Origin of the sequence: Umezawaea sp. Da 62-37 (genome assembly GCF_032460545.1) — a bacterium.
Taxonomy (GTDB): Bacteria; Actinomycetota; Actinomycetes; order Mycobacteriales; family Pseudonocardiaceae; genus Umezawaea.
Genome location: NZ_CP135965.1, coordinates 6,458,223 through 6,482,463, shown reverse-complemented (window position 1 = coordinate 6,482,463; position 24,241 = coordinate 6,458,223). Strand labels below are relative to the sequence as shown.

General features: G+C 72.9%; 27 protein-coding genes. 10 read left to right on the top strand and 17 right to left on the bottom strand.

Annotated elements, in window-relative coordinates; all coding sequences use genetic code 11:
- Window positions 1-45: 45 nt before the first annotated feature.
- Window positions 46-927 (top strand): LysR family transcriptional regulator, encoded by an 882-nt coding sequence (locus tag RM788_RS29980; RefSeq protein ID WP_315934802.1) that lies wholly within the window; start codon window positions 46-48, stop codon window positions 925-927.
- 49 nt (window positions 928-976) lie between these two features.
- Here the strand turns inward: RM788_RS29980 and RM788_RS29975 are convergent, their stop codons facing one another.
- From RM788_RS29975 to RM788_RS29955, 5 genes are all read right to left on the bottom strand, one after another.
- Window positions 977-3,352 carry an FtsX-like permease family protein gene (locus RM788_RS29975; RefSeq protein WP_315921267.1) on the bottom strand — a complete coding sequence of 792 codons (2,376 nt, stop codon included), beginning with the start codon at window positions 3,350-3,352 and terminating at the stop codon, window positions 977-979.
- Entirely contained in the window at window positions 3,349-4,026 is a 678-nt protein-coding gene (locus tag RM788_RS29970) for an ABC transporter ATP-binding protein (protein WP_315921265.1), read from the bottom strand. The genes RM788_RS29975 and RM788_RS29970 overlap by 4 nt, the downstream gene beginning before the upstream one ends.
- On the bottom strand, window positions 4,023-4,547 hold the full coding sequence (locus RM788_RS29965) for a PadR family transcriptional regulator (protein ID WP_315921263.1): 525 nt from the start codon (window positions 4,545-4,547) through the stop codon (window positions 4,023-4,025). The genes RM788_RS29970 and RM788_RS29965 overlap by 4 nt, the downstream gene beginning before the upstream one ends.
- 217 nt (window positions 4,548-4,764) lie before the next feature.
- Complete coding sequence (locus RM788_RS29960) at window positions 4,765-6,153, bottom strand: leucyl aminopeptidase family protein (RefSeq protein ID WP_315921261.1); 1,389 nt, start codon at window positions 6,151-6,153, stop codon at window positions 4,765-4,767.
- A gap of 105 nt (window positions 6,154-6,258) precedes the next feature.
- Complete coding sequence (locus tag RM788_RS29955) at window positions 6,259-6,426, bottom strand: DUF3117 domain-containing protein (protein ID WP_106185758.1); 168 nt, start codon at window positions 6,424-6,426, stop codon at window positions 6,259-6,261.
- Between the two features lie 317 nt (window positions 6,427-6,743).
- Between RM788_RS29955 and RM788_RS29950 the strand changes: the two genes are divergently transcribed.
- Together RM788_RS29950 and RM788_RS29945 are read left to right on the top strand one after the other, a co-directional pair.
- Entirely contained in the window at window positions 6,744-7,544 is an 801-nt protein-coding gene (locus RM788_RS29950; RefSeq protein WP_315921258.1) for a PaaX family transcriptional regulator, read from the top strand.
- A 34-nt stretch (window positions 7,545-7,578) separates the two neighbouring features.
- On the top strand, window positions 7,579-8,364 hold the full coding sequence (locus RM788_RS29945; RefSeq protein ID WP_315921256.1) for an enoyl-CoA hydratase-related protein: 786 nt from the start codon (window positions 7,579-7,581) through the stop codon (window positions 8,362-8,364).
- On the opposite strand, the gene RM788_RS29940 is transcribed toward RM788_RS29945, so the two are convergent.
- From RM788_RS29940 to RM788_RS29920, 5 genes are read right to left on the bottom strand one after another with little or no spacing between them, the layout of a single operon-like run.
- Window positions 8,351-8,908: a DNA-3-methyladenine glycosylase I gene (locus tag RM788_RS29940; RefSeq protein ID WP_315921254.1), complete on the bottom strand. Its 558-nt coding sequence runs from the start codon at window positions 8,906-8,908 to the stop codon at window positions 8,351-8,353. The genes RM788_RS29945 and RM788_RS29940 overlap by 14 nt on opposite strands.
- Window positions 8,905-9,351, bottom strand: a complete 447-nt coding sequence (locus tag RM788_RS29935; RefSeq protein WP_315921252.1) for an SRPBCC family protein — start codon at window positions 9,349-9,351, stop codon at window positions 8,905-8,907. Before RM788_RS29935 ends, RM788_RS29940 begins: the two co-directional genes overlap by 4 nt.
- A complete protein-coding gene (locus tag RM788_RS29930; protein WP_315921250.1) occupies window positions 9,348-9,710 on the bottom strand; it encodes a DivIVA domain-containing protein in 363 nt (120 codons plus the stop codon). The genes RM788_RS29935 and RM788_RS29930 overlap by 4 nt, the downstream gene beginning before the upstream one ends.
- A 28-nt stretch (window positions 9,711-9,738) precedes the next feature.
- Window positions 9,739-10,419, bottom strand: a complete 681-nt coding sequence (locus RM788_RS29925) for a permease prefix domain 1-containing protein (protein ID WP_315921248.1) — start codon at window positions 10,417-10,419, stop codon at window positions 9,739-9,741.
- Window positions 10,401-10,739 carry a PadR family transcriptional regulator gene (locus tag RM788_RS29920; RefSeq protein WP_315921245.1) on the bottom strand — a complete coding sequence of 113 codons (339 nt, stop codon included), beginning with the start codon at window positions 10,737-10,739 and terminating at the stop codon, window positions 10,401-10,403. Before RM788_RS29920 ends, RM788_RS29925 begins: the two co-directional genes overlap by 19 nt.
- A gap of 88 nt (window positions 10,740-10,827) precedes the next feature.
- Between RM788_RS29920 and RM788_RS29915 the strand changes: the two genes are divergently transcribed.
- The 4 genes from RM788_RS29915 to RM788_RS29900 all read left to right on the top strand — a co-directional run bounded on the left by RM788_RS29915 (window position 10,828) and on the right by RM788_RS29900 (window position 16,006).
- Window positions 10,828-11,994, top strand: a complete 1,167-nt coding sequence (locus tag RM788_RS29915) for a cytochrome ubiquinol oxidase subunit I (RefSeq protein WP_315921243.1) — start codon at window positions 10,828-10,830, stop codon at window positions 11,992-11,994.
- 13 nt (window positions 11,995-12,007) lie between these two features.
- Window positions 12,008-12,853 (top strand): cytochrome d ubiquinol oxidase subunit II, encoded by an 846-nt coding sequence (locus tag RM788_RS29910; protein WP_315921241.1) that lies wholly within the window; start codon window positions 12,008-12,010, stop codon window positions 12,851-12,853.
- The gene (gene cydD, locus RM788_RS29905; RefSeq protein WP_315921239.1) at window positions 12,846-14,342 is read left to right on the top strand and encodes a thiol reductant ABC exporter subunit CydD; all 1,497 of its coding nucleotides are present in this window, start codon (window positions 12,846-12,848) and stop codon (window positions 14,340-14,342) included. Before RM788_RS29910 ends, cydD begins: the two co-directional genes overlap by 8 nt.
- A 224-nt stretch (window positions 14,343-14,566) precedes the next feature.
- Window positions 14,567-16,006: an amino acid ABC transporter ATP-binding/permease protein gene (locus RM788_RS29900; RefSeq protein ID WP_315921237.1), complete on the top strand. Its 1,440-nt coding sequence runs from the start codon at window positions 14,567-14,569 to the stop codon at window positions 16,004-16,006.
- On the opposite strand, the gene folP is transcribed toward RM788_RS29900, so the two are convergent.
- Window positions 15,978-16,793 carry a dihydropteroate synthase gene (gene folP / locus RM788_RS29895; RefSeq protein ID WP_399345124.1) on the bottom strand — a complete coding sequence of 272 codons (816 nt, stop codon included), beginning with the start codon at window positions 16,791-16,793 and terminating at the stop codon, window positions 15,978-15,980. The two genes, RM788_RS29900 and folP, sit on opposite strands and share 29 nt — an antisense overlap.
- A 181-nt stretch (window positions 16,794-16,974) precedes the next feature.
- Between folP and RM788_RS29890 the strand changes: the two genes are divergently transcribed.
- On the top strand, window positions 16,975-18,546 hold the full coding sequence (locus tag RM788_RS29890) for a CocE/NonD family hydrolase (RefSeq protein WP_315921233.1): 1,572 nt from the start codon (window positions 16,975-16,977) through the stop codon (window positions 18,544-18,546).
- On the opposite strand, the gene RM788_RS29885 is transcribed toward RM788_RS29890, so the two are convergent.
- Window positions 18,497-19,102: an NUDIX hydrolase gene (locus RM788_RS29885; protein ID WP_315921231.1), complete on the bottom strand. Its 606-nt coding sequence runs from the start codon at window positions 19,100-19,102 to the stop codon at window positions 18,497-18,499. The genes RM788_RS29890 and RM788_RS29885 overlap by 50 nt on opposite strands.
- A 47-nt stretch (window positions 19,103-19,149) precedes the next feature.
- On the opposite strand from RM788_RS29885, the gene RM788_RS29880 reads away from it, so the two are divergent.
- Window positions 19,150-20,211, top strand: coding sequence for a winged helix DNA-binding domain-containing protein (locus tag RM788_RS29880; RefSeq protein ID WP_315921229.1), 1,062 nt, complete (start codon window positions 19,150-19,152; stop codon window positions 20,209-20,211).
- Here RM788_RS29880 and RM788_RS29875 read toward each other — a convergent pair.
- Window positions 20,201-20,752 (bottom strand): GNAT family N-acetyltransferase, encoded by a 552-nt coding sequence (locus RM788_RS29875; RefSeq protein WP_315921227.1) that lies wholly within the window; start codon window positions 20,750-20,752, stop codon window positions 20,201-20,203. The two genes, RM788_RS29880 and RM788_RS29875, sit on opposite strands and share 11 nt — an antisense overlap.
- A 128-nt stretch (window positions 20,753-20,880) precedes the next feature.
- Here RM788_RS29875 and RM788_RS29870 point away from each other — a divergent pair, with 128 nt between their 5' ends.
- Window positions 20,881-21,435 carry a TetR/AcrR family transcriptional regulator gene (locus tag RM788_RS29870; protein ID WP_315921225.1) on the top strand — a complete coding sequence of 185 codons (555 nt, stop codon included), beginning with the start codon at window positions 20,881-20,883 and terminating at the stop codon, window positions 21,433-21,435.
- Here RM788_RS29870 and RM788_RS29865 read toward each other — a convergent pair.
- From RM788_RS29865 to RM788_RS29850, 4 genes are read right to left on the bottom strand one after another with little or no spacing between them, the layout of a single operon-like run.
- Window positions 21,432-22,391 (bottom strand): D-2-hydroxyacid dehydrogenase family protein, encoded by a 960-nt coding sequence (locus tag RM788_RS29865; RefSeq protein WP_315921223.1) that lies wholly within the window; start codon window positions 22,389-22,391, stop codon window positions 21,432-21,434. The genes RM788_RS29870 and RM788_RS29865 overlap by 4 nt on opposite strands.
- Before the next feature lie 43 nt (window positions 22,392-22,434).
- On the bottom strand, window positions 22,435-22,911 hold the full coding sequence (locus RM788_RS29860; RefSeq protein WP_315921221.1) for a hypothetical protein: 477 nt from the start codon (window positions 22,909-22,911) through the stop codon (window positions 22,435-22,437).
- A gap of 13 nt (window positions 22,912-22,924) precedes the next feature.
- Window positions 22,925-23,464, bottom strand: coding sequence for an LOG family protein (locus RM788_RS29855; protein ID WP_315921219.1), 540 nt, complete (start codon window positions 23,462-23,464; stop codon window positions 22,925-22,927).
- Window positions 23,461-24,234, bottom strand: coding sequence for an LOG family protein (locus RM788_RS29850; protein WP_315921217.1), 774 nt, complete (start codon window positions 24,232-24,234; stop codon window positions 23,461-23,463). The genes RM788_RS29855 and RM788_RS29850 overlap by 4 nt, the downstream gene beginning before the upstream one ends.
- Window positions 24,235-24,241 lie beyond the last annotated feature (7 nt).

The following is a 24,241-nucleotide window of genomic DNA, read 5'->3' as shown; positions in this document are numbered from 1 at the left end:
TAACCCATACGTCCAATACCGGATTTCGCCTAGATTGATGCGGTGATGGATGAGATGTCGCTGGCTCCGAAGCTGGCCGTGCTGCGCGCGCTGGCGCAGGAGGAGCACGTGACGAAGGTGGCCGCGCTGGTCGGGTTGCCGCAGCCGACGGTGAGCCGGTGGATCGCGTCGATCGGCGACGAGCTGGGGGCGCCGATCGTGGAGCGGGTGGGCCGAGGGGTGCGGCTGACCAGGGCCGGGAGGCTGCTCGCCGAGTCGGCGGAGCGGTCCATGGCCGTGCTGGAGGCGGGGTGGCGGGAGGCCGCCGAGGAGGTCGACCCCGAACGCGGTCAGGTGGTGCTCGGGTTCCTGCACATGCTCGGCCGGTCCGTGGTGCCCGAACTGGTCCGCGGGTTCCGGGCCGCGCACCCGCACGTGCGGTTCCGGCTGGTGCAGAACTCGCGGCAGGTGGTGCTGGAGCACCTGGCGCGCGGCGAGATCGACCTGGCGCTCGTGGCGCCGCCGCCGACCGGCCGCGAGTTCGAGACCGCCGTGACGCACGAGCAGGAGCTGGTCCTGGTCGTGCCGTCCACGCATCCGCTCGCCGGGCGGCGGGGCGTGCGGCTGGAGGAGTTGGCGGACGAGGAGTTCGTCGTGCTGGAGCACGGGTACGGGCTGCGGCAGATCACCGACGGGCTGTTCGCCGCGGCCGGGTTCACGCCCCGCGTGACGTTCGAGGGGCAGGAGATCGAGACGCTGAGGGGCCTGGTCTCGGCGGGGTTGGGGGTGGCCCTGCTGACGCGGGCCGACCTGGCCGCGCCGGACGTGGTGGAGCTGGCGATCGAGCCGAGGGCGACCCGGACGTTCGGGCTGGCCTGGCGGGCGGGGCTGCCGCTCCCACCCGCGGTGAAGGCCTTCCGCGAGCACGCGCGCGGGGGTCTCGGGTGACCGCGTCCCCGGTCGGCGGGAGGACCGTCGACCGGGGACTGCGCGGCCGCTACTCGGCGCGCAGCGAGGTGAGCCGGGTGGCGCTGCGCAGGAAGGGCAGCGTCATCGCGGTGACCGCGAAGGTCACCAGCGCCGCGCCCCCGGCGAGCGCGCCGACGCCGAGCCAGTCGACCGACAGCGGCAGTCCCGCGATCCGCAGGATCAGCGCCGCCATGCCGAGCCCGGTGAGCACCGAGACCCCGACGCCGAGCACGATCGGCACGGCCACCTGCCAGAGCAGCGACCGGGCCAGCACGCCGAGGCCGACACCGCTCGCGACGAGCATGGCCAGCGGCTTGCGCCGTTCCTGGATCTGCTCGAACGCCAGCACCAGCAGGCTGAACCCGGCCACGAACAGCGTGAGCGCCGCACCGGTGTAGAGGGCCTGCTGGGCCGTCTCCATCGACTTCCGCTCGAACCCGGCGTCGAAGGGACCGCCGGGGTAGACCGCCGTCCGCCACGGGTGCGCGGCGAACGCGTTGCGGATCAGTTCCAGCTGGTCCGAGGTGGGGCGGTCGACCTCCGCGCGCAGCGTGGCCTGCGCGTCGACGGGCAGCTTGGCCCCGCCGATGGCGCCGGGCGTGGCGATGATCATCCCCCTCCTCGCGGCGCCGGGCATGCCGAGCGAGGGCAGCCCCCCGGGCGGCAGCGGCACCAGTTCGGCCTTGTCGAGCCGTCCGGGCACGGTCCACGTGCCGACCACCTCGAAGTCCGGCCCGCCCGTCGGGGAACGCCGGAACTCCACGGCGGCACCGGACCGCAGGACCGCGTTGCCCTCCGCCACCGAGAACGCCTGCCCGTCGGAGCACTCGCGGGCGGTCGTCAGCTGGGTCACCAGTGAGCAGTCCACGACGACGATGTCGTCGGACGGCGACTGCCCGGAGCCCGCCGGGTAGCCGTCCAGCAGGCGGACGACGTGCACGTCGCGCACCGCGGGCACGGTGGCCAGGCTCTTCTCGACGTCCGCCAGCACCCGCGGGTCGACGGCCGCCACCAGGGTCGAGGACAACGACCCGGAGGAATCGGGTGCGGCCACCCCCTCCAGCGTGGCCGTCAGCACGGTCAGCAGGGCGATCGCCCCGGTCAGCACCACCGCGACGCCGCCGACGACCCGCGCGGACGTGCCGCTGTCGAGCTGGAGCCTGCGGATCGCCAGCTGCCAGGACGGCGCCCCGCCCCGGACGCGCCCGGCGAACCGCTCCACCAGCCACGGCAGCAGCACCGGCACGCCGACCAGCAACAGCGCGGAGCCGACGACGACCAACGCCCTGGACCCGTCCTCCAGCGGGCCCCCCGACCCCACGGCGAACACCGTCCCGGCGCCCGCCACGACCAGCAGCAGCCGCCACCACAACCGCCTGCGCACCGGTTTGGTCTGGCGCACGACACCGAGCGGTTCGACGATCGTGCGGCGCAGCGCGACCAGCGTGGCGAGCAGCGCCACCGCCGGGACGGTCAGCACCACCAGCGCGCCCCCGAGCAGGTCGGGGGTCAGATCGGTGGCGTAGAAGCTCGTCCCGAACAGCTCCGCGCCCTCGACGAGCTGCCGCGCCACCAGGAACACCCCGGCGCCCAGCACCAGGCCGAGCACCGCGCTGACCAGCGACTCGGCCGCGGCGATCCGGTGCACCTGGCGGGCGTCGGAGCCGACGAGCCGCAGCGCGGAGAGCCTGCGGTCGCGCTGGGCCCCGGCGATCCGGCTGGTGGTGGCCACGAACGTGAACACCGGCAGCAGCAGCACGACCGCGCCGAGCAGCGCGAGCAGCATCAGCTCCGGCGACCTGCCGTCCCCGTCACCCCCGCCGCCACCGGGCGCGGCGCCGAAGCGCTCGACCGGGGTCCCGTTGCTCCCCGGCTCGGTGAACGAGGCGTCGGCGCCCACGTAGGCCTTGAGCGTGGTCGGCTCGCCCAGGACGTCCTTCGGCAGTTCGCCCACGCGCTCGCCCTGGAACCGCGGCCGCAGCAGTTCCCCTTCCGGGGAGTCCAGCAGCCGGGCCAGCGCGGGCGAGAGCACCACCTCGCCGGGCCCCGGCAGCCGGTCCACGCCCGGCGGCATCGGGTGGTCCGGCCGCGTGGCGTGCAGGTAGGTGATCTCGACCTGCTCGCCGCGGAACGACGACTTGTCGGCCCACCCGTACAGCGCCGCGGGGGCCGCACCCGGCTCGACGGGGCTCCCGCCCGGTCCGGCGGTGACCAGCTCGTCGGCCGTCCGGCGGTGCTGGCTGTCCTCCAGGATCGTGGTCGTGGACGCCGCCCCGAGCAGCGCCACCACCGCCGTAGCCACGCCGATCGCCCCCAGCACCAGCCTGATCAGCGCGGACCTGCCGCCGCCGACCGCCAGCCGGACGCCGATCGCCAGGTCGTTCACCCACCGCGCGACCTTCATACCGACGCCACCTCCCTGGTGCGCCCGTCGCGCACGACGACCTCCCGATCCGCGTACGCGGCGACCCGCGCGTCGTGCGTGACCAGGACGACGGCGGCCCCGGTCTCCCGCACGGCCTCGGTCATCAGGTCCATCACCCGCTCGCCGTTGTACGAGTCCAGCGCGCCCGTCGGCTCGTCGGTGAAGATCACCTTCGGCCCCGCCACCAGCGCTCGGGCGATCGCGACCCGCTGCCCCTGCCCGCCGGACACCTCACCGGGCCGCTTGTCCGCGACGTCGGCGACCTCCAGCCGCTCCAGCCACTCGCGCGCACCCGCCTCGGCCTGCCTGCGCCTGCGCCCGCCGAGCCTCAGCGGCAGGGCCACGTTCTCCACGCAGCTCAGCTCCGGCACCAGCTGGCCGAACTGGAAGACGAACCCGAACTCGGTGCGCCGCAACGCGCTGCGCGGGACGTCCGGCATACCGCCGAGGTCACGACCGTCGTAGGTGATGGTGCCCGCGTCCGGCGCGACGATGCCCGCCAGGCAGTGCAGCAGCGTCGACTTGCCGGACCCCGACGGCCCCATCACCGCCACGATCTCGCCCGCCCCGATCGACAGGCAGGCGCCGTCCAGCGCCGCCGTCGACCCGAACAACTTCACCACCCCGTCGGCCCTCAGCAGCGGCCCGGTCATGAGCGCACCAGCTCTCCGAGATCGGCCAGCCGCGCCTCGGTCATCTCCAGCCAGCGCAGGTCCGCCTCCAGGTGGAAGAGGGCGTGGTCGCAGATCAGCTTGTCGGCCAGGTCGCCTGCGCGTTTGCGGGCGGTCAGCTCTCGCATGCTTTGCAGGTGAGCGGTGCGCTGCGCGTCCACGACGTCGGAGGCGTCGCGCCCGGCGAGCAGCGCGATGACGACCTTCGAGTAGAGGGTGCTCTGGAGGTACAGCTCCGGGTTCTCCGGACGGCCCAGCCACTGGTCGACGTCCGTGACGCCCTCGGCGGTGATCGAGTAGCGCTTGCGATCGGGACCGTTGCCGGGCTCGGGGCCGGTCTCCTCGATGAGGCCGTTCTTCAGCAGGCGGGACAGCGTCGCGTAGACCTGGCCGTAGTGGAGCGGCCGACCTTGGCCGAAGTGGCCGTCGTAGGCGTGCTTGAGGTCGTACCCGTGTCGCGGCCCCTGCTGGAGCAGGCCCAGTAGTGAGTGTCCGATTGACATGGGAAGGACTATACACATCGCGTATACACTGAGTGTCTACTCGAAGTGTGTACTGGTCCGTGAGGGGGTTGAACTGGGAAAATGATGATGGGAGAGCCGAAGGATCGGCCCGACGCAGCCCGGATTCGAGCGCGGCCAGATGCTTGGGCGAGGCGGAACCCGTCCCGGTTCCGCCTACCAGCCCTGAGAAGTCAGCGGCGGACGCCCGACCCCACCCCTACGCGTAGGACTCGATCAACTCGATCAACGTCCTGGTCGCGAACCCCGTGGCCCCCGGCACGACCTCGTCCAGGTCCTTCTCCGACCGGGCGGGCCCCGCGATGTCCAGGTGCGCCCAGGGAAGACCCGCCGTGAAAGTCCTCAGGAACAGCGCCGCCGTGATCCCGCCCGGCCCCGGCGGGCACTGGCGGACGTCCGCGACATCGCCCTTCACCGCGTCCGCGTGCTCCTCCAGCAGCGGCATCCGCCACCAGTTCTCGGCGGCCCGACCACCCGCCGCGGCGATCCGCCCCGCCAACTCGTCGGTCGACGCGAACAGCCCCCCGGTCCGCAGCCCCAGCGAGACCTTCATCGCCCCGGTGAGGGTCGCGACGTCGACCAGCACGTCCGGGCCCAGGACGTCGGTGGCGTACGCCAGGGCGTCGGCCAGGACGATGCGGCCCTCGGCGTCGGTGTTGGTGATCTCGGTGGTGGTGCCGCCGTAGTGGCGGACGATGTCGCCGGGCCGGTACGCGGACCCGGAGACGTGGTTCTCCGCGCACGGCACGAGACCGGTCACGCGGACGGGGAGGGCGCGGGCGGCGATGGTGATCATGGCGGCGATGACGGCGGCGCCGCCGGACATGTCCGTGCGCATCAGGTGCATGCCGTCTGCGGGCTTGATGGAGATGCCGCCCGTGTCGAACGTGATGCCCTTGCCGACCAGCACGACGTGGGGGACGTGGGCCGCGGCGGAACGGGGGCTCCAGGACAGCTCCAGGAGCCTGGGCGCGCGCGGTGAGCCGCCGCCGACCGCGAGGACGCCGCCGAAGCCGTGTTCGGCCAGCCACTTCTCGTCGTGGACGACGGCGTGGAGGCCGGGCACCTTCGCCGCGTGCTTCGCGGCGGTGCTCGCGAGCCACTGCGGGTCCTTGATGTTGGACGGGGTGTTGGCGAGGTCGCGGCTGAAGGCGGTGGCGGTCGCGAGTTCGTGCGCGCGGTGCGCTTCGGCGGCCAGGACGTCGACGTAGCCGAGGTCCGGGACGACCAGGCGGAGCGACTCGACGCGGGTGGGCGGGGCCTCGGCGGTGAGCTTGAAGCGGTAGCCGCCGAGCGCGGCGCCGAGGACGAGGGCGCGGACGCGTTCGGCGTCGGCGGTCGCGGGCAGCAGGACGTCGTAGGAGCGGGGGCCGCCGGAGTCGGCCGCGGCGTCCAGCGCGCGGACGAGGCAGGCGCCCGCGGTGCGCCAGGTCGTGGGGGCGCCGGTGCCGACGCCGAGCGACCAGCCGTCGCCGTCGCGGGTGGTCTCGCCGAGCCCGTCGGTGGTCAGGACCACCACGGGCACACCACTACGAGGCGCCTCCGCGACCTCTACCTCCACCAGCGCGGTGGGCACGGGGGTGCGCACGGCGGTCCTCCTCGGTTGTCAGCTGGATCACACGGTCTACCGCACACGAAGTGAGGCCCCGGTTCCACAGTGGAAACCGGGGCTTCGAGGCTTCTCGAGGCTGGATCAGCCAACGGCCGCCTTCAAGGCATCGCCCAGGGCGCTGGCCTCCTCCGCCGACATCTCGACGACGAGGCGCCCACCACCCTCGAGCGGAACGCGCATCACGATGCCGCGCCCCTCCTTGGTGACCTCGAGGGGACCGTCGCCGGTCCGGGGCTTCATGGCCGCCATAGCGTGCTCCCTCCGTCAAAACCCTTCCCCGTCCGGACGTGGTCGGTGAAAACCACGGCCGGATCCGCAGCCATTCTCCCCTATCCTGACTCAGCCGCGAAACCGAACCGATCTTTCGGCGGCACGGGCGGTCGTTTGTCGATCTTGACTCGTCCCTGATCAGAAGCCGCATCGCCGTCCTGCAAAGGGATTCAGGGCCGCGGGCCACCGTCACCGGTTCGTGATCCGCCACCCGCGCCCGGCACGCCCCGCCCGGCGCGTCACGTCCGAAGGCCCGCCCTGGTCGGCACCGGTCGGGCCTGCCAGACTCGACCGTCGTGCGAGCCCGATCCGCGTTGTTCGACGTGTACGGCGGCCATCTGCGGGAACGCGGTGGTGCCGCGACCATCGCCGCCCTGGTGCGGTTGCTGGAACCGCTGGACTTCGCCGCACCCGCTGTGCGAACGGCCGTGTCCCGAACCGTCCGGCAGGGATGGCTGCACCCGGTGCGGCTGGCAGATGGTCCTGGTTACGCCATGACCCCCAGGGCCGAACGGCGGCTTGACGAAGCGGCGGCGAGGATCTACCGCACCCGGCCGTCCACGTGGGACGGTCGCTGGCACGTGCTGGTGCTGGAGGAGCTGCCCGGCCGCGAGTCGCGGGAGCGGTTGGCCTCCTCGCTGCAACTGCTCGGCTACGGGGCGTTGGGACCGGTGACGTGGATCGCACCCCGTCCCTCCCCCGAACTGGCCGACGTGCTGGCGGCCGAAGGTGTGGCGGCGAGCACGTTCCACGGCGGACACGAGGGCGACGACGGCGGGCTGGCCGCGCGCGCCTGGGACCTCGCCGCGCTCGGCCGCGACTACGCGGGGTTCGTCGCGGAGTGGTCGCCGGTGATGTCCGGAGTGGACGGTACGGCCGCGCCCGAGTCGTTCGCGGCGTCGCAGCGGCTGCTGCACGCGTGGCGGAAGTTCCTGTTCCGCGACCCCGGACTGCCGGTGGAACTGCTGCCCGTCGACTGGCCGGGCACCGCGGCGGCGGCGTTCTTCGACCGGCACACCGGCAGGCTCGCCCCCGCCGTGCGGCGCTTCGTGGACGACTGCCTGGACAAGTCGGCGCGGAACGAGTCCACTGCTTAGGCAGCTCCACCGGAACAAGCAGGAGGTCTCCACCGTGCCCGAGCTCCTCATCGACGACGCCGACGGTGTGCGGACGTTCACGCTGAACCGCCCGGAGGCGTTCAACTCGTTCACCGTGGCGCTCAAGGAGGCGTTCCTCGACGCCGTCCTGGAGACCGCCAAGGACGAGTCGGTGCGCGCCGTGGTCATCACCGGCGCGGGCAGGGCGTTCTGCGCGGGCCAGGACCTCAAGGAGCACGTCGCGCTGCTGGAGGCCGGTGACCCGGCTCCGCTGAACACCGTCGAACTGCACTACAACCCGCTGGTCAAGGCCCTCATCGGGATGCCGAAACCGGTGATCGCCGCGGTCAACGGGATGGCGGCGGGCGCGGGCGCCTCGATCGCGTACGCCAGCGACCTGCGGGTCGCCGCGGAGTCGGCGAAGTTCCTGATGGCCTTCGCGAACGTCGGCCTCACCGCCGACTCGGGCGCGTCGTGGACGCTGCCCAGGCTGATCGGCCACGGCCGGGCCATGGAGATGATGCTGCTGGCCCAGCCGATCGACGCCCAGGACGCGCTGCGGGTCGGGATGGTCGGCCAGGTCGTGCCGGACGGCGAGGCGCTCAGCACCGCGCAGGCGTTGGCGCGCAAGCTCGCCGCCGGGCCGACGACGGCCTACGCGAAGATCAAGGAAGCGCTGGCGGTCGCCTCGGGCGGCACCCTCGACGACGCGCTGGACGCCGAGGCGCGCACCCAGGCCGAGGCGGGCGCCACCGACGACCACCGCGAGGCCGTGGCGGCGTTCGTGGCGAAGCGGAAGCCGAGGTTCACGGGGCGGTAGCGGCGGTCGCGCGGAAGCAGGTCGCCACGTGGTCGTCGACCATGCCGGTGGCCTGCATCAGCGCGTAGGCGGTGGTCGGGCCGAAGAACGAGAAGCCGCGGCGCTTGAGCTCCTTGGCCATCGCCGTGGACTCCGGTGTCACGGCGGGCACGTCCGCCGTCGTCGCGGGGCGCACCCGGCCCTCCTCGGCGGGCGCGAACGACCACAGCAGGTCGTCCAGCGGCACGTCGAGGTCGGCGACGGCGCCCGCGTTGCGGATCACGGCGTTGATCTTGGCCCGGTTGCGCACGATCGACGCGTCGGCCATCAGCCGTTCGACGTCCACGGCGTCGAAGGCCGCCACCTTCGCGGGCACGAACCCGTCGAAGGCCCGGCGGAACGACTCGCGCTTGCGCAGGATCGTGATCCACGACAGCCCCGACTGGAAGGACTCCAGGCACAGCCGCTCGAACATCTCGGCCTCGCCGCGCAGCTCCACGCCCCACTCGGTGTCGTGGTACTCCCGGTAGTCGGGGGTGCTGTCGCCCCACGCGCAGCGCTTCACCGGCCGTGGCCCTCGGCGAACCGGGCGAACTTCGCCAGGGACCGCCGCACGCCCCAGGTGAACGCGGGCCGGACGACCGGCCAGCCCAGCCTGCCGACGATCCCCAGCGGCAGGTCGAGGCGTTCGATCCAGATGAACACCGACGTGGTGTCGTTCACGGCCTCGACGACGAACTCGCCGGTGCCCTTCACGACGGCGCCGGTGTGCAGCACGACGCAGCGCCGCGGCGGGTCCCACGTGGTGATGCGCATGGTGTCGGTGAAGCCGAGCCGCCCGGCGCCGGTGAACGCGGCCAGCTCGGAGCCGACCCCCTTGCCGTCACCGGAGGTCAGCCTCACGTCGGTGCCGAGCATCCACTCGCCCTGCCGGGTCCAGTCCGTCAGCGCGGCCCACGTCCGGTCGGCGGGAGCGGCCACGGGGACCCGCAGCTCCACCGCGGTCACGTGGTGCTGCCGTTCTCCGCCGCGTGCTCGGGGACGTGCTCGGCCACGGGTTCGGGGTCGAGGTCCGGTCCGGGGTCGCCCTCCAGGACGGCGATCCTGGCCTTCAGCTCGTCGACCTCGGTGGCGAGCCGGTCGAGCACCCAGTCGACCTCGGCCATCTTGTAGCCGCGCAGCACCTGCTGGAAGCGCAGGCTGCGCACGTCGTTCGAGGTCACGTCGGCGGGAGGGAGCCTGGTCGGCGACGCGCCGGGCGGCAGGGGGGCCAGCTCCTCGCCGCGGCCGAACACGAGCGCGGACAACAGGAACACCACGGCGGCCACGAGAACCATGACGACGAGGTAGATGAGCGCGGTGGTCACGATGACGATCGTGGCACATCCGGCGCCGTCAGACTGCCGACAGCGCCAGACAGCGCCTCGCGAGCAGGCCGACGCGGAAGAAGACGACGTAGAACAGGAGGGTCGCCGCCATGACCGGTGCGGGCATCAGCAGCCTCGGCGCGTCCAGGACGGCGGTGCCCGTGATCACGGCGAGGTTGAAGGCGATCGCGGACCCGACGCACGCCACCGCCACCGCGGCCGCGAGCCTGCCGAGCGCCGTCCCGCTCACGCCGCGCCGGGACAGCAGCCGCCCGACGAGCAGCGAGGCCGCCGCGCCCGCGGTGATGATCCACGGGACGTAGCCGTTGGCGTGCGAGACGAACAGGTACCAGTCGGGGGTGGGCGCGCCGTGGAAGCTCGGCCACGGGCCGATCCAGAACATCCGGTTGAGCTCCCACACGACGTTGGTCAGCGGGATCAGCACCATGAGCGTCCGCAGCATGCCCGCGGCGTGCGCCACGGCCAGTTCCGCCTGGTAGCCGGGGGCCACGACGGCGAGCGGCCCGAACTCCTCGACCGCCCGGCGCTCGGCCTCCTCGGCGGGCAGGCCGCCGTCGCGGTAGTGCTCCGCCGCGTCGGCGAGGCTGTCGCGGGCCTCGGCCAGCAGGTCGGCCTTCGCGGCCGCGGGCCCGCGCAGCCGTCCGTCCAGTTCGCCGACGTACCCGTCGATCACGCCTGCTTCGGCCACGGGCCACCTCCGAGTACGCCTTCGATGGCCACGGTGAACTCGCGCCACGCGGTCCGCTCGTCCGACAGCACCCGCTTGCCCGCGGCGGTGAGCCGGTAGGTGCGGCGCTGCCGCCCGCCCACGGTGCTCCACTCGCTCGCCACGTGCCCGGCGCGCTCCAGTCTGCGCAGCGCCGGGTAGACGGTGCCGGTCGGCAGGTCGAGCGCGCCGCCGCTGCGGTTCTGGAGTGCCTCGATGATCGCGTAGCCGTGCAGCTGACCCCCGTCCAGGGTGGCCAGCAGCAGGGCGTCCAGATGGCCGCGCAGCGCGTCGGACTTCATGGGTAGCGAGTCTATGGGTCAGCTTCGGGGGACACCTCCGGGAAGTCCCCGATGTTAGGTAGCGAGCCTACGTATAGCGTAGCCACCTATGGACCCCCTCGACCTGGCGCGGGCGCAGTTCGCCACGACCACCTCGTTCCACTTCCTCTTCGTGCTGCTGACCCTCGGGCTCGTCACCCTGGTGGCCGTCATGCAGACCCGGTTCACGCTGACCGGGACCCCGGTCCTCCAGCGGATGGCCCGGTTCTGGGGCCGGATCTACGTGGTGAACTACGCGCTCGGCATCGCGACCGGCATCGTCATGGAGTTCCAGTTCGGGCTGAACTGGTCCGGCCTGTCGACCTACGCGGGCGACGTCTTCGGCGCGCCGCTGGCGATCGAGACGCTGGTGGCGTTCTTCCTGGAGTCGACGTTCCTCGGCCTGTGGATCTTCGGCTGGGGACGGCTCAACCGGTGGGCGCACCTGGCACTGATCTGGGCCGTCACGATCACCGCGTACGCGTCGGCGTTCTGGATCATGGTCGCCAACGGCTTCCTCCAGCACCCGGTCGGCTACCGGGAGGAGGGCGGGGTCCTGCGGCTGACCGACATCGCCGCGCTGGTGGAGAACCCGACGGTCACCGCCGCCTTCCTGCACGTGGTGGGGGCCGCGATGACCGTCGGCGGGGTGTTCGTGGTCGGCGTCAGCGCCTACCACTTCATCCGGCGCACCCAGGAGATCGAGTTCTTCCGCCGGTCGCTGCGGATCGGCGTCGTGACCACGGCGATCGCCACGCCGTTCCTGGTCGGCGCGGGCATCGCCCAGTTCCCGGTGATCAACCAGTTGCAGCCCGGCAAGGTGAAGTCGATGCCCGGCCTCGGGATGCCGCTGTCGTTCATGATGCTGATCGGCGTCGTGCTGATGCTGGCGAGCTGGATCACGCTGCCGCTGCTGGCCCGCGACGCGGTGGTCCGGATGCGCTTCCCGCTCTACCTGATGGTGCTCGGCATCCCGCTGCCGTTCATCGCCTCCATCGGCGGCTGGGTGGTCCGCGAGGTCGGCAGGCAGCCCTGGCTCGTCTACGGGCTGATGACCACCGAGGACGCCATGTCGGCGGTGAGCGCCACCAGCATGCTCGTGTCGTTCCTGGCGTTCACCGGCGTCTTCGCCGTGCTCGGCGTCGCCGACTGGGTGCTGATCACGCGGATCGCCCGGCGCGGCCCGGAGGTCGAGTCGATGCCGCAACCCGTGTCCGCGCTCGCCATGGCTCTGTGAAGGGGGAACGACCGTGGAATCGCTCTGGATCGCTCTGCTCGGCCTTCTGACCGCGGGCTACTTCGCGTTGGCGGGCCTGGACTACGGCACCGCGCTGCTGTTCCGGTTCGTCGGCCGCGACGAGCGGGAGCGCAGCCACGCGCTCGGCGCCATGACGCCGTTCGTGCTCGGCAACGAGGTGTGGCTGGTCGCCGCCGTCGGCGTGCTGTTCGGCGCGTTCCCCCGACTGGAGGGGGAACTGCTGTCCGGCAACTACGGCGCGTTCGTCACAATAGTCACGGGCCTGGTGGCGTTCACCGCGGCGGTGCAGCTGCGCGGCACCAACCCCGTCTGGGACGTGCCGCTGGTCGGCGGCGCGCTGGCGGTCGCGGTCGGCTGGGGCGTGCTGGCCGCCGACCTCACCGGGGCGCCCGCGCCGCTGTGGATCGTCGGCGTGGTGGGGCTGTTCGCGTTGCACGGCGGCACGTTCCTGGCCTGGCGGCTGCCCGGCCGGACCGGCGCCAGGGCCCGTGCGCTGGCCCGGTCGCTGGTGCTGCCGTGCCTGGTGTTCGTGCCCGCCGCCGTGCTGCTCGCCGGACCGGTCGAGCACCCGGAGATCGGCGTCGGCGCCGCGGTCGCGGTGGTCGTGCTGCTGCTCGGCGCGTGGGTCACCTCCGGCCGGTTCGCCTTCTGCTGCACGGCGATCGCCTGCGCGCTGCCCGTTCCGGCCGTCTTCGCGGCGCAGGACGTCGTGACCGCGGAGACCATGGCGCACACCGGCACCCTGGAGGTGCTGGCCCCGGCCGCGGTCGTGGTGCTGCCGCTGGTGCTGCTGTTCCAGTGGGCGACCTGGTGGATGTTCCGGGTGCGCCATGCGTGACCCGGCGGTGCCCCGTTCCTACGGCGTCCTGCTCGCGGTGATCGCCGTCGCGACCGCCGGGCTCGTGCTGGCGCAGGCCGAACTGCTGGCCCGGCTGCTGAGCGGCGGCACGGGGATCGCGCTGCTCGCCGGTGTGGTGGGCGCCCGCGCGGCCGTGCTGTGGGGGCAGCGGGTGCTCACCCAGCGCACCGCGGCGACCGTGAAGGCGCGGCTGCGGGACCGGGTGCTGCGCGTCGCGGTGGCCCGGCGCGGCGACCGGGCGGGCGAGGTCAGCACCCTGGTGACCAGGGGCGTGGACGCGGTCGAGCCGTACCTGGCCGGGTACCTGCCGCAGCTCGCCGTCGCCGCCGTCGTGCCGCTGGCCGTGCTGCTGCGGCTGGCGTTCGCGGACCTCACCGCGGCGGTGACGATCCTGGTGACGCTGCCGCTGATCCCGGTGTTCGCGGCGCTGGTCGGCGCGCACACCAGGGACAGCACCCGGCGGCAGTGGGCGGAGCTGTCCGCCGTGGGCGGGCACTTCCTCGACGTGGTGGCGGGGCTGAGCACGTTGAAGCTGTTCGGCCGGGCCGCCGCGCAGGCCGCGACCGTGCGCCGGATGGCGACCGCGCACGCCGACACGACGATGCGCGCGCTGCGCGTGGCGTTCCTCTCCGCGCTGGTGCTGGAACTGGTCGCCACGCTGTCCGTGGCGCTGGTCGCGGTGCCGGTCGGGCTGCGGCTGCTCGGCGGCGGGGTCGACCTGCGGATCGCGCTGCTGGTGCTGCTGCTGGCCCCGGAGGCGTACCTGCCGCTGCGGGCCGCGGGCGCCCAGTTCCACGCCAGTGCCGAAGGCCTGGCCGTGCTGGAGCAGGCCGCCGTCGTCCCCGCGCCGCCGGTGGTCGCGACCCGGCGGCCGCCGGACCTGAGCCGGGCGGAGATCGTGCTGGAGGACGTGGGCGTGCGGTCGTTGCGGGGCTTCCACCTGCGGATCGCGCCGGGAGAGCGGATCGCGCTGGTCGGGCCGAGCGGCGCGGGCAAGAGCACCCTGCTCGCCCTGCTGCTGGGCGAGATCACCCCCGACACCGGCCGGGTGCTGGTGGACGGCGTCGACCTGCGCGAGATCGACCGCACCGCGTGGCTGCGGCAGCTCGCCTGGGTGCCGCAGGCGCCGACCGCGTTCGAGGGCACCGTCGCCGACAACATCCGCCTCGGCGGCCCCGATGGCCCCGATGCCACCGCCGCCGCTCACGCCGTCGACCTCGGCGACCTCCTGGAGGCCCGGCACACCCTGTCCTCCGGCGAACGCCAACGGGTCGCCGTCGCCCGCGCCCTCGTCCGCCCCGACGCGAACCTCCTGCTGCTCGACGAACCCACCGCCCGCCTCGACACCGGCACCGAGGCGATGGTGCTGCGCGTGACCCGCGAACTGTCCCGCGGCCGCACCACCGTCCTCGTCGCCCACCGCCCAGCACTGCTAGCCGAAGCCAACCGCATCATCGAACTCCCCTAAACCCCCGCGAGTCGAACCCCCAGACACCCCGTGTCGAACACTCAGACACCCCGAGTCGAACGTTCAGGCACCTCGAACTCCTCACCCGGACACCTCCGGAGATGTCCGGGTGTTCGACTCGGGGTGTCCAGAGGTTCGACACGGGGTGTCTGAGTGTTCGACTCGCGGGTGGTGGGCGTGGCTGTGTTCCCGATTCCAACCCACCAACCTGATGGCGGTATCCGATGAAGCGACTGCTTCTGGCGGCGTTGGCCGCTGTGTTGGCCGAAGTGTCCGGGGTCGCGTTGATGGTGACGGCGGTGTGGCTCATCGTGCGGGCGGGTGAGCAGCCGCCGATGGCGGCGTTGACGGTGGCGATCGTGGCCGTGCGGGCGTTGGCGCTGTCGCGCGGCGTGCTGCGGTACGCGGAGCGGCTGGCCGGGCACGACGCCGTGCTGCGGTACCTGGCGGACCTGCGCGGCCGGGTGTACGAATCCCTGCTGCGGCAACCGGTCCGGCGGCACAGCGGTGACCTGGTCACGCGGCTGGTGTCCGATGTGGACGCCGTGCAGGACGCGGCGCTGCGGTGCCTGCTGCCCGCGTGCGTCGCGGGACTGGTCGGCGCGGTGGCGATCGCGGTCGTGCCGGTGCTGGCGATCCCCGTGCTGGTGCTTGGAGTCGCGCTGCCGTTGGCGGCGTTCGCGGTGGCCGACCGGCACCTGCGGGCGTTGGCACCACTGCGGTCCCAGCTCGCCGAGCGCACCGTCGGCCTGGTGCACGGCGCCGCGGAGCTGACCGCGTTCGGCGCGCTGGACGACGAACTCGCGCGCACCGACAAGGTGGTCACCGACATCGCGACCCGCGAACGCCGGGTCGCCCTGCTCACCGGGGCGCTGTCGGCGGCGGGCGTGCTGACCCAGTTCGGCGCGGCGCTGGCGCTGCTGGTGTCGGGCGCGTCGGCACCGGTCGTGCTGGGCACCGTCGCGGCGCTGGAGGTGTTCCTGCCGTTGACCACGGCGGCGCAGCGCTGGGCGGAAGTGCGCGGATCCCTGGCCCGCGTCCGGGAACTGCTCACCGCGCGCCCGGTCCCGTTCGCGGGCGAGGAACTCCCACCGGGACGGCGGATCGCGCTGGTCGGCCCCAGCGGCGCGGGCAAGACCACGCTGCTGGCCCGGTTCGTCACGCCCGAGGCGCGCGGCGCGCTCGCCGACGCGCACGTCTTCCACACCACCGTCCGCGCCAACGTCCTGTTCGCCAAACCCGATGCCGCGCAAGGGGAACTCGACCACGCCGCGCGCGTCGCCGACCTGGACCTGGACTGGGACACCGTGGTCGGCGAGCACGGCACCGCGATCTCCGGCGGCCAGCGCCAACGCCTCGTGCTGGCACGGGCCGTGCTCGCCGAAGCGCCGGTGCTGCTGCTGGACGAGCCGGTCGAGGGCCTCGACCCCGACCACGCCGACCGGGTGCTCGGCGCCGTCCTGGCCACCGCCCCCGGCGCGGTCGTGCTGGTCACCCACCGGCTGGCCCCGTTGGCGCACGAGCACTTCGACGAGATCCTGGTGCTGGAGGCAGGCGCGATCACCCAGCGCGGCACCCACGACGAACTGGTCGCGACCCCCGGCTACTACCGCGACCGCTGGGACGACGAGAGCCTCACGCGAGCGCTCGCAGCACCCGCGTAGGCGTCCGCGTCCCCGCGATCGAGGCCACCATCTCCAGCGCCCGCCTGGTCTGCCGGACCTCGTGGGCGCGGAACACCCGCGCGCCGGTCCACGCGGCCACCGCGGTCGCGGCCAGCGTGCCGTCGACCCGGTCGCCGACGTCCGCGCCGAGCGTCTCGCCGATGAAGTCCTTGTTGGACAGCGCCATCAGCACCGGCCAGCCCGTGCCGACCAGTTCGTCCAACCGCCGCAGCAGCTCCAGGCCGTGCCAGGTGTTCTTGCCGAAGTCGTGCGTCGGGTCGATCAGCACGCCCGCCGCGGGCACGCCCAGCGCCACCACGCGTTCGGCGCGCTCGACCAGCTCGGCGACCACGGAGGCGACGACGTCGGTGTAGCGGGGTCGGTGCGGGTCGGTGCGCGGCGCGAGGCCGCCGGTGTGCGAGCAGACGATGCCGACGCCGAACTCCGCGGCGACCTCGGCGAGCTTCGGGTCCGCGCCCGCCCACGTGTCGTTGAGCAGGTCCGCGCCCGCCCGGCACACCTCGCGGCCGACCTCGTGCCGCCAGGTGTCGACGCTGATCACCAGGTCCGGGTGCCGCTCGCGGACCAGCGCGACGAACGGCACGACCCGGCGGGCCTCCTCGGTTGCGTCCACCACCTCGCCCTTGGCCCCGGCGCGCACGCCGCCGATGTCGACGATGTCCGCCCCCTCGGCCACGGCCCGGTCGACGGCCGCCAGCGCCGCGTCGTCGGCGAACGCGGCGCCGCCGTCGTAGAACGAGTCCCTGGTCCGGTTGACGATCCCCATCACCAGCGCGCGGTCGTCCGCCACCCCGCGCTCACCGAATCGCACACGTTTCACAAGGTCCGATGGTGCCACGACGCGTTAACTGTGAACTGGATCACCACCATTGCTACTTGGCGGTAGGTTCTGTTTACTCACGAGTAACCCACACGTGATCCAGGTCACGGTTCACCGGGAGGATCTCGTGCGCCGATCACTCGTCCTGTTCCTCACCACCCTCCTCGCCATAGGCCTGCTCACCCCTGTCGCGCAGGCCGCGGGCTTCACGACCGCCTACCGGACCATCCCCGGCCAGGGCGGCACGCCCATCCGCGCCTTCGTCATCGAGCCGACCGGCCGCGGCAGCGGTCCGTTCCCCCTGCTGGTGCTGCCGTCGAGTTGGGGCATCAACAACATCGAGTACGTCGGCGCGGCCGCGAAGTTCGCCTACGAGTCCGGGTACGTGGTGGTCAGCTACACCAGCCGGGGCTTCTACGACTCCGGCGGCGAGATCGACATCGCCGGACCGGACACGGTCGCCGACGTCAGCCGGGTCATCGACTGGGCGATCGGCAACGCCGGGGGCGACGCGGCCAGGATCGGCGTCGCGGGCATCTCCTACGGCGCCGGGCAGGCGCTGCTGGCCGCGGCCGCGGACCCGCGCATCAAGGCCGCCGCGGCGCTGAGCACGTGGACCGATCTGGCCCGCTCGCTCTACCCGAACGAGACGGTGAACAGCCAGGCCGTCGAGGTCCTGCTGGCCGCGGGCAACCTCGTCGGCCGGCCGGGACCGGTGCTGAGGCAGGCCGAGGACGCTTACCGCAACGGCCGGTTCCACGAGGTCGTGCCGATCTCGGAGTCCCGGTCGGCCGCCAACCGGATCGCCGCGATCAACGCCAACCACACCGCCGTGATGATCGGCAACGCCTGGAACGACGGGATCTTCGCCCCAGGCCAGGTGACCGACCTGTTCGCGAAGCTCACCGGCCCGAAGCGGTTGATGCTGTCGCCCGGCGACCACGCGACCGCCGAGCTGTTCGGCGCGGCGGGCCTGCCCAACGAGATCTGGGACTCCGTCGGCCGCTGGTTCGACAAGCACGTGCGCGGCGTGGACAACGGGATCGACCGGGAGAACCCGGTCAACCTCAAGCCCAACAGCGGGGGCGGCTGGCGGACCTACCCCAGCTGGGCCGCGGCGTCGGCCGCTCAGGACACGCTCTACCTCGCGGGCCCGTCCTGGGGCACCGGCGCGATGGGGTCGACGGCGGCCACGGGCTGGCAGAACCGGATCGCCGCGGGCTGGCCGACCGTGGCCGACAGCGGAACGGTGCTGCTCAGCGGGGCCCTCCAGGGCTTCTTCGGCATCCCCACCGGGGTGTCGATGCCGCTGGTGGACCGCAACGCCGCCGCCGTGTGGTGGGGGCCGACGTACTCCCGCACCACCGCCGTCAGCGGGGCGCCGAAGCTGCACGTCACGGTCACGCCGAGCGCGCCGACCACGACGCTGTACGCGTACCTCTACGACGTGGGGTCGGTCGGCCTGGGGTCGCTGGTGACCCACAAGCCGTTCACCCTGCGGAACGTCGCCCCCGGCGTGGCGAAGACGCTGGACTTCGAGCTCGAACCGGTCCTGTGGGACGTTCCCGCCGGTCACCGGCTCGTGCTCGTCGTCGACACCGTCGACCCGCGCTACCTGAGCGAGAGCACGCTGGGCCAGAGCGTCGCGTTCAGCTCCCCGGCGGCGGACCCGTCCTGGCTGCGGGTCCCTCGCGGGTGAGCCTCTCGTCGGACGGCAGGGCGGCCTCGCCCCTGCCGTCCGGCGGGCTCGTCCGCGCCAGCTCCAGCGCCACGTCGACCTGGTCGGAGTGCCGCAGCCCGGCGACGTCGGCCAGGTCGAACCACTCGGCCCGGTCGGACGACCCGTCGACCTCGAACCGCAGCTCACCGCCGACGACCTCGGCCTCGTAGATGATCCGCAGCCCGTGGAAGTCGACCTCCCCGTCGGCCCCGCGGTCGAAGATCCGCCGGATCGTGTGGACGCCGAGCAGCCGCCGCACCTCGATGGCGTACCCGGTCTCCTCGTCGACCTCGCGGATCACCGCCTCGTACGGGTCCTCGCCGTGGTCGATGCCACCGCCCGGCAGCGTCCAGCGCTTGTTGTTCGTCCCCGGCCCGACCCAGCGGGACAGCAGGATCCGCCCGTCCCTCACGCACAGCGCGTAGGCCGCGACCCTGAGCTGCTTGGTGATCTCCACGGACACCATCCTGACAGCAGATGGCAGCCGCGGGTGCCAGGATCCGGGCATGAGCACCAGGGTGAAGACCACTTCCACGATCGTCCTGACGGGCCCGCGGGGCACCGCACGGGCGGAGCACGACCGTGGCTGAGTCGGTCGACCGCGCCCAGGTGATCGCCTACCGGGTCGCCGCCCACCAGTTCGACCGGGCCTCCACCGACCTGCGCGTGTTCGACCTCGGCGTGTCGGACTCCGAGCGCTCCGCCGCCGCCGCGCTCGCCGCCCGGCTGGCCGTCGACCCCGACCTGGACGACTACACGGCCACGTGGACCGTGCGCGGCGCTCCGCACCTGCACCGGCCCGCGGACTTCCCGGCGCTGGCCGCGCGGGTGTGGCCGCTCGGCGACGCCGACGCCATCGCCCGGATGTCGCGGCCACGCGGTGTCGCGTCCGGGTTGGCGGCGTTGACCGCCGTCGCGTCGGCGCTGCGCGAGGTCGTCACCGCGCCGATGACCAAGGGCGAGGCGAGCAGGCTGGTCACACCGCTGGTGCCGCCCGAGGTGACGGCCTGGTGCCGCGGCTGCGACGCGACCCACGTGCAGGACCCGGTCTTCCGGTTGGCCGCGCTGCCCGCCGGCCTCGTGTTCGACACCGCGCCCAAGACCGTCACCTTCGTCCCCACGTCCCCGTGGCCCGGCGTGCCGTCCTCCACCGTCGGCTTCGAGGACCTGCTGCTCGCCTACCTGCGCCTGCACGGCCCGGCCGGTCCGTCGGAGGTCGCCGGGTACTTCGGGACCACGGCCGCGGTGATCAAGGAGGTGTGGCCGTCGGACCTCGCGGAGGTCCGCGTCGACGGCAGGAAGGCCTGGCTGCCCGCCGATCAGGTCCCCGCGCTCCTCGACGCCCCCGATCCCGACGTGGTCCGGCTGCTGCCCCCGCTCGACCCGTACCTCCAGGCCCGCGACCGGGACCTGCTGGTGCCGGACAAGGCGGCGCAGAAGGAGGTGTGGCGGATCCTCGGGCGGCGCGGGGCGATCGTGGTGGACGGGGAGGTCACCGGGACGTGGCAGGCCAAGGCCGCGGGCAAGCGCCTGGACGTGACGCTCCGGCCGTTCGGGGAAGCGCCGCCCGCCGCCGTTTCCGACGAGGCCCAGCGGTTGGCCAGGGTGCGGGGACTGGCGTCGGCGCGGGTGGTCACGGCCTGATCGCGGCGTACAGCAGCATGTCCCGCCGGGTGCCCCCGATCTCCTGGTGGCTGCGCAGCAGCCCCTCCCGCTGGTACCCGGCCGCCTCCGCGACCTTCCGCGAACCGGTGTTCCACGGCTCGATGTGCAGCTCCACCCGGTGCAGCGCCGGAATCGTCCAGGCGAACGCCGTCAACGCCCGCAGCGCGCTGCTCGCCACACCCCGCCCCCGGTGCTTCGGCGACACCGAGTACCCCGCCGTCGCCCGCCCCGCCGGAAGGCTCGACAGCCACAGCCCGATCCCGCCCAACGCCGTGCCGGTCCCCGCGTCCGCGATCGCGAACGAGAACCCCTTGCCCTCGGCGAGGCGCCCCTGCTGGCGTTCGATCCACTCCAGGGCCTGGTGCGGGTTGGGGTGGGCGGGAAGGCTGCCGATCAGCGGGATGTAGGGGTCCTCCCCCATCTCCAGCGCCAGGTGCACGTCGTCCTCCGTGAACGCCCGGAGGACGACCGACCCGTGTGCCGGGGGCTTCGACGGCCAGGACGGCGGTTGCGCGGTCACGCCCGGATCGTGCCACGGGGGGATTGCGCCTTGGGGGGCGTTCACGGCGGGACCTGCGTCGCGTAGCGCGCGGCGATCCCCTGTGCTCTACTCGCCGGAGACCTCTCCGCTCACCGAGGAGGGACGCGATGACCCAGCACGAGCCCCTGCGGGCCGACGCGCGGCAGAACCGGGACCGCATCCTGGAGGTCGCGCGCGACGCGCTGCTCGAGTCCGCCGACGCCTCGCTGAACTCCATCGCGAAGAAGGCGGGCGTCGGGCCGGGGACGCTGTACCGGCACTTCCCGAATCGCGAGGCGCTGGTGCTCGCGGTCTACCGGCACGACGTCCAGCAGCTCCTGGACTACGCGCCCGCCCTGCTGGAGACCCGTCCGCCGTTGGACGCGCTGCGCCTCTGGTTCGAACGGCTCGCCCACTACGTGCGGATCAAGCACGGTCTCGCGGACGTGCTGCACGCCGCCACCAGCGAGGACCTGGTCGGCCGGAGCTACGGGCCGATCATGGGGGCGGTCGCGCTCCTGCTGCGCGCGGGCGAGGAGGACGGCACGATCCGGACCGGTTTGGTGCCCGACGACGTGGTGCTGCTGATGGGTTTCCTGTGGCGGATCGACCCCGGCCCCGACCAGTCGGCACGGGCGTCGCGGATGCTCGACCTGGCGATGGCGGGGCTGCGGGCGGGTTAGCGCAGCGTGCGGATCGGGGCGCCGTCGAGGAACGCCAGGATGTCCTCCACCGCCTCGCGGAAGTAGACCGCGTAGTTCCCGTCGGTCACGTACCCCACGTGCGGGGTCGCCAGGACGTTCGGCAGCCGTCGCAGCACGTGCCCGCGCGGCAGCGGTTCCTGCTCGAACACGTCGAGCCCCGCGCCCGCGAGACGTCCTTCCCGCAGCGCGTCGACCAGCGCGTCCTGGTCCACGATCGCGGCCCGCGACGTGTTGACGAGCAAAGCGCCGGGCCGCAACGACTTCAGCGCCCCGGCGTCGACCAGTCCCCTGGTCCGGTCGCCCAGCACCAGGTGGACCGACAGCACGTCGCTCGCCGCGAGCAGGTCCTCCAGCGACGCGGCCAGCCGCACGCCCTCGGGTTCGGTCCGCTCCGCGCCCAGGTTCGCGCTCCACGCCACGACGTCCATCCCGAACGCCCGCCCGACCCGCCCGACCTGGACGCCGATCTTGCCGAAACCCAGCAGCCCCAACGTCTTCCCCGCGAGCCCGACGCCCACGGTGCTCTGCCACGGGCCGTCCGAGCGCAGGGAGGCGTTCTCCGCCACCAGGTGCCGGGCGAGTCCGAGGATCAGCGCCCAGGTCAGCTCGACCGGCGGACCGGACGTGCTGCCCGTCCCGCACACGACGACACCGGCGTCGGCGGCGGCCGCCAGGTCGATCGAGGCGTTGCGCATCCCGCTGGTCACCAGCAGCCGCAACGAGGGCAGGCGGGCGATCAGATCGGCGTCGAACGGGGTGCGCTCCCGCATGACCACAACGACCTCGTGGTGCCGCAGCGCTTCCACGAGCCGGTCGCGGGACTCGAAGTGCTCGCGGTGGACGGTCACGTCCACCCGGTCGGCCAGGACCGACCAGTCCGCCATGTCCAGCGCCACACCCTGGTAGTCGTCCAGCACCGCGCAGCGAAGTCCCATGGCACCCATGGTGCCGGTCGACGTCGACCGGCACCCTTCGACCTCAGTTGTCCACGATCCCCACGGCGCCGAGCACGGCCTGGAGGCCGTCCTCCGCGATGTCGTGGTCGGTCTCCAGCACGGCGGTCACGGTGGGGATGTCGGCCGACAGCCCGGCCGCCTTCGCCCACTCGACCACGGCGATGGCGAGCGCCGCGGCGCGTTCCGGCAGGGTCTCGGCCAGCTCCTCCGGGTCGGGCGCGGGCAGGCCCTCGGCCGCGGCCGCCTCCGCGTACGCGACCTCGCCGAACACCCACTCCCACTGCTCCTGGCCGCCGTCCCAGCCGGTCACGACGCACATGTCGCTGTCGGCCACGGTGGCGGAGACGGCCGCGCCGGTGCCGACGAGCTGCACCAGCGGTTCCTCGTCCAGCACCGGGAACTCCCACCACTGCCAACCCTCGACGGCGTCGAGCCGGTAGCCGTCGTCGAGTTCCTCGTCATCGCCGCGTCGCACGACGTAGGACGCCCACTTGCCCATCTGTTGAATCCCCTCAGCTCGCGCAGGCGTCCAACGCCGTCGCCACGTCTCCGGTGATGGTCAGCGAGTCCAGCGCGTGCCGCGAGACGAAACCGCGACCGCCCAGTTCGCGGACCCAGTCGAACAGCCCCCGGTAGTGGTCGTCGACGTCCAGCACCACGACCGGTTTGGTGTGCATGGACAACACCCGTGAAGTCCACATCTCGAAAAGCTCCTCGCACGTGCCGATACCGCCCGGCAGTGCGAGGAACGCGTCCCCGTGCGCCTCCATGAGCGCCTTGCGCTCGCGCATGGTGTCGACCACGACCAGCTCGTCCGCGTGGTCGTCGGCGAGTTCGGTGCCGACGAGCCCCCGCGGGATGACCCCCAGGGTCCTGGCCCCGCCCTCGCGGGCGGCGCGGGCCACCTCGCCCATCATCGACACGCTGCTGCCGCCCCAGGTCAGCGACCAGCCGCGCGCGGCGATGGCCGTGCCGACCTCGGCCGCCAGTTCCAGGTAGCCCGCCGGGACGTCCTTCCGCGATCCGCAGTAGACGGTGACCCTGGTCGTCACGAGTGCGCCTCGTCCCACGCCTTGTGGGCGTCCTGCACGACCCGCACCGCGTCGTCGATGTCGTCGGTGAGGTGCAGCAGCGCCAGGTCCTTCTCGCCGACCTTCCCGCCGGGCAGCACCGAGTTCTGGATCCAGTCGTACAGGCCCTGCCAGTAGGACCGTCCGAAGAGGACCACCGGGAACTTGGTGACCTTCTTGGTCTGCACCAGGGTCAGCGCCTCGAACAGCTCGTCGAGCGTGCCGAAACCGCCGGGCAGGCAGATGAACGCCTGCGAGTACTTGATGAACATCGTCTTGCGGACGAAGAAGTACCGGAAGTTCACGCCGAGGTCGACGAACGGGTTGAGGCCCTGCTCGAACGGCAGCTCGATGCCGAGCCCGACGGAGAACCCGCCCGCCTCGGAGCACCCGCGGTTGACCGCCTCCATCACACCGGGGCCGCCGCCGGTGATCGCCGCGAACCCGGCCTTCGCCAGCGCGCCGCCGAGGTCGCGGCCGATCTGGTACTCGGGGTGGTCGCGCGGGGTGCGCGCGGACCCGAACACCGTCACGGCGCTGGGCACCGCGGCGAGCGCGCCGAAGCCCTCGACGAACTCGGCCTGGATGCGCAGGACCCGCCACGGGTCGGTGTGCACCCAGTCCGACGGCCCGCGCGAGTCGAGCAGCCGCTGATCGGTCGTGGTCAGCTCGACGCGCTGGGACCGGCGCAGCGTCACGGGGCCGCGCTGCCGTTCCGGCGGGTTCTCGTCGACGGAGTTGTTGTCAGTCATCGGCGGG

Bases quoted from the DNA above. Each gene is read 5' to 3' on its own strand.
- RM788_RS29980 (WP_315934802.1), top strand. From the start codon at position 46: ATGGATGAGATGTCGCTGGCTCCGAAGCTGGCCGTGCTGCGCGCGCTG.
- RM788_RS29975 (WP_315921267.1), bottom strand. From the start codon at position 3,352: ATGAAGGTCGCGCGGTGGGTGAACGACCTGGCGATCGGCGTCCGGCTG.
- RM788_RS29970 (WP_315921265.1), bottom strand. From the start codon at position 4,026: ATGACCGGGCCGCTGCTGAGGGCCGACGGGGTGGTGAAGTTGTTCGGG.
- RM788_RS29965 (WP_315921263.1), bottom strand. From the start codon at position 4,547: ATGTCAATCGGACACTCACTACTGGGCCTGCTCCAGCAGGGGCCGCGA.
- RM788_RS29955 (WP_106185758.1), bottom strand. From the start codon at position 6,426: ATGGCGGCCATGAAGCCCCGGACCGGCGACGGTCCCCTCGAGGTCACC.
- RM788_RS29920 (WP_315921245.1), bottom strand. From the start codon at position 10,739: ATGAAGTCCGACGCGCTGCGCGGCCATCTGGACGCCCTGCTGCTGGCC.
- RM788_RS29915 (WP_315921243.1), top strand. From the start codon at position 10,828: ATGGACCCCCTCGACCTGGCGCGGGCGCAGTTCGCCACGACCACCTCG.
- cydD (WP_315921239.1), top strand. From the start codon at position 12,846: ATGCGTGACCCGGCGGTGCCCCGTTCCTACGGCGTCCTGCTCGCGGTG.
- RM788_RS29900 (WP_315921237.1), top strand. From the start codon at position 14,567: ATGAAGCGACTGCTTCTGGCGGCGTTGGCCGCTGTGTTGGCCGAAGTG.
- folP (WP_399345124.1), bottom strand. From the start codon at position 16,793: ATGGGGATCGTCAACCGGACCAGGGACTCGTTCTACGACGGCGGCGCC.
- RM788_RS29870 (WP_315921225.1), top strand. From the start codon at position 20,881: ATGACCCAGCACGAGCCCCTGCGGGCCGACGCGCGGCAGAACCGGGAC.
- RM788_RS29865 (WP_315921223.1), bottom strand. From the start codon at position 22,391: ATGGGACTTCGCTGCGCGGTGCTGGACGACTACCAGGGTGTGGCGCTG.
- RM788_RS29860 (WP_315921221.1), bottom strand. From the start codon at position 22,911: ATGGGCAAGTGGGCGTCCTACGTCGTGCGACGCGGCGATGACGAGGAA.
- RM788_RS29850 (WP_315921217.1), bottom strand. From the start codon at position 24,234: ATGACTGACAACAACTCCGTCGACGAGAACCCGCCGGAACGGCAGCGC.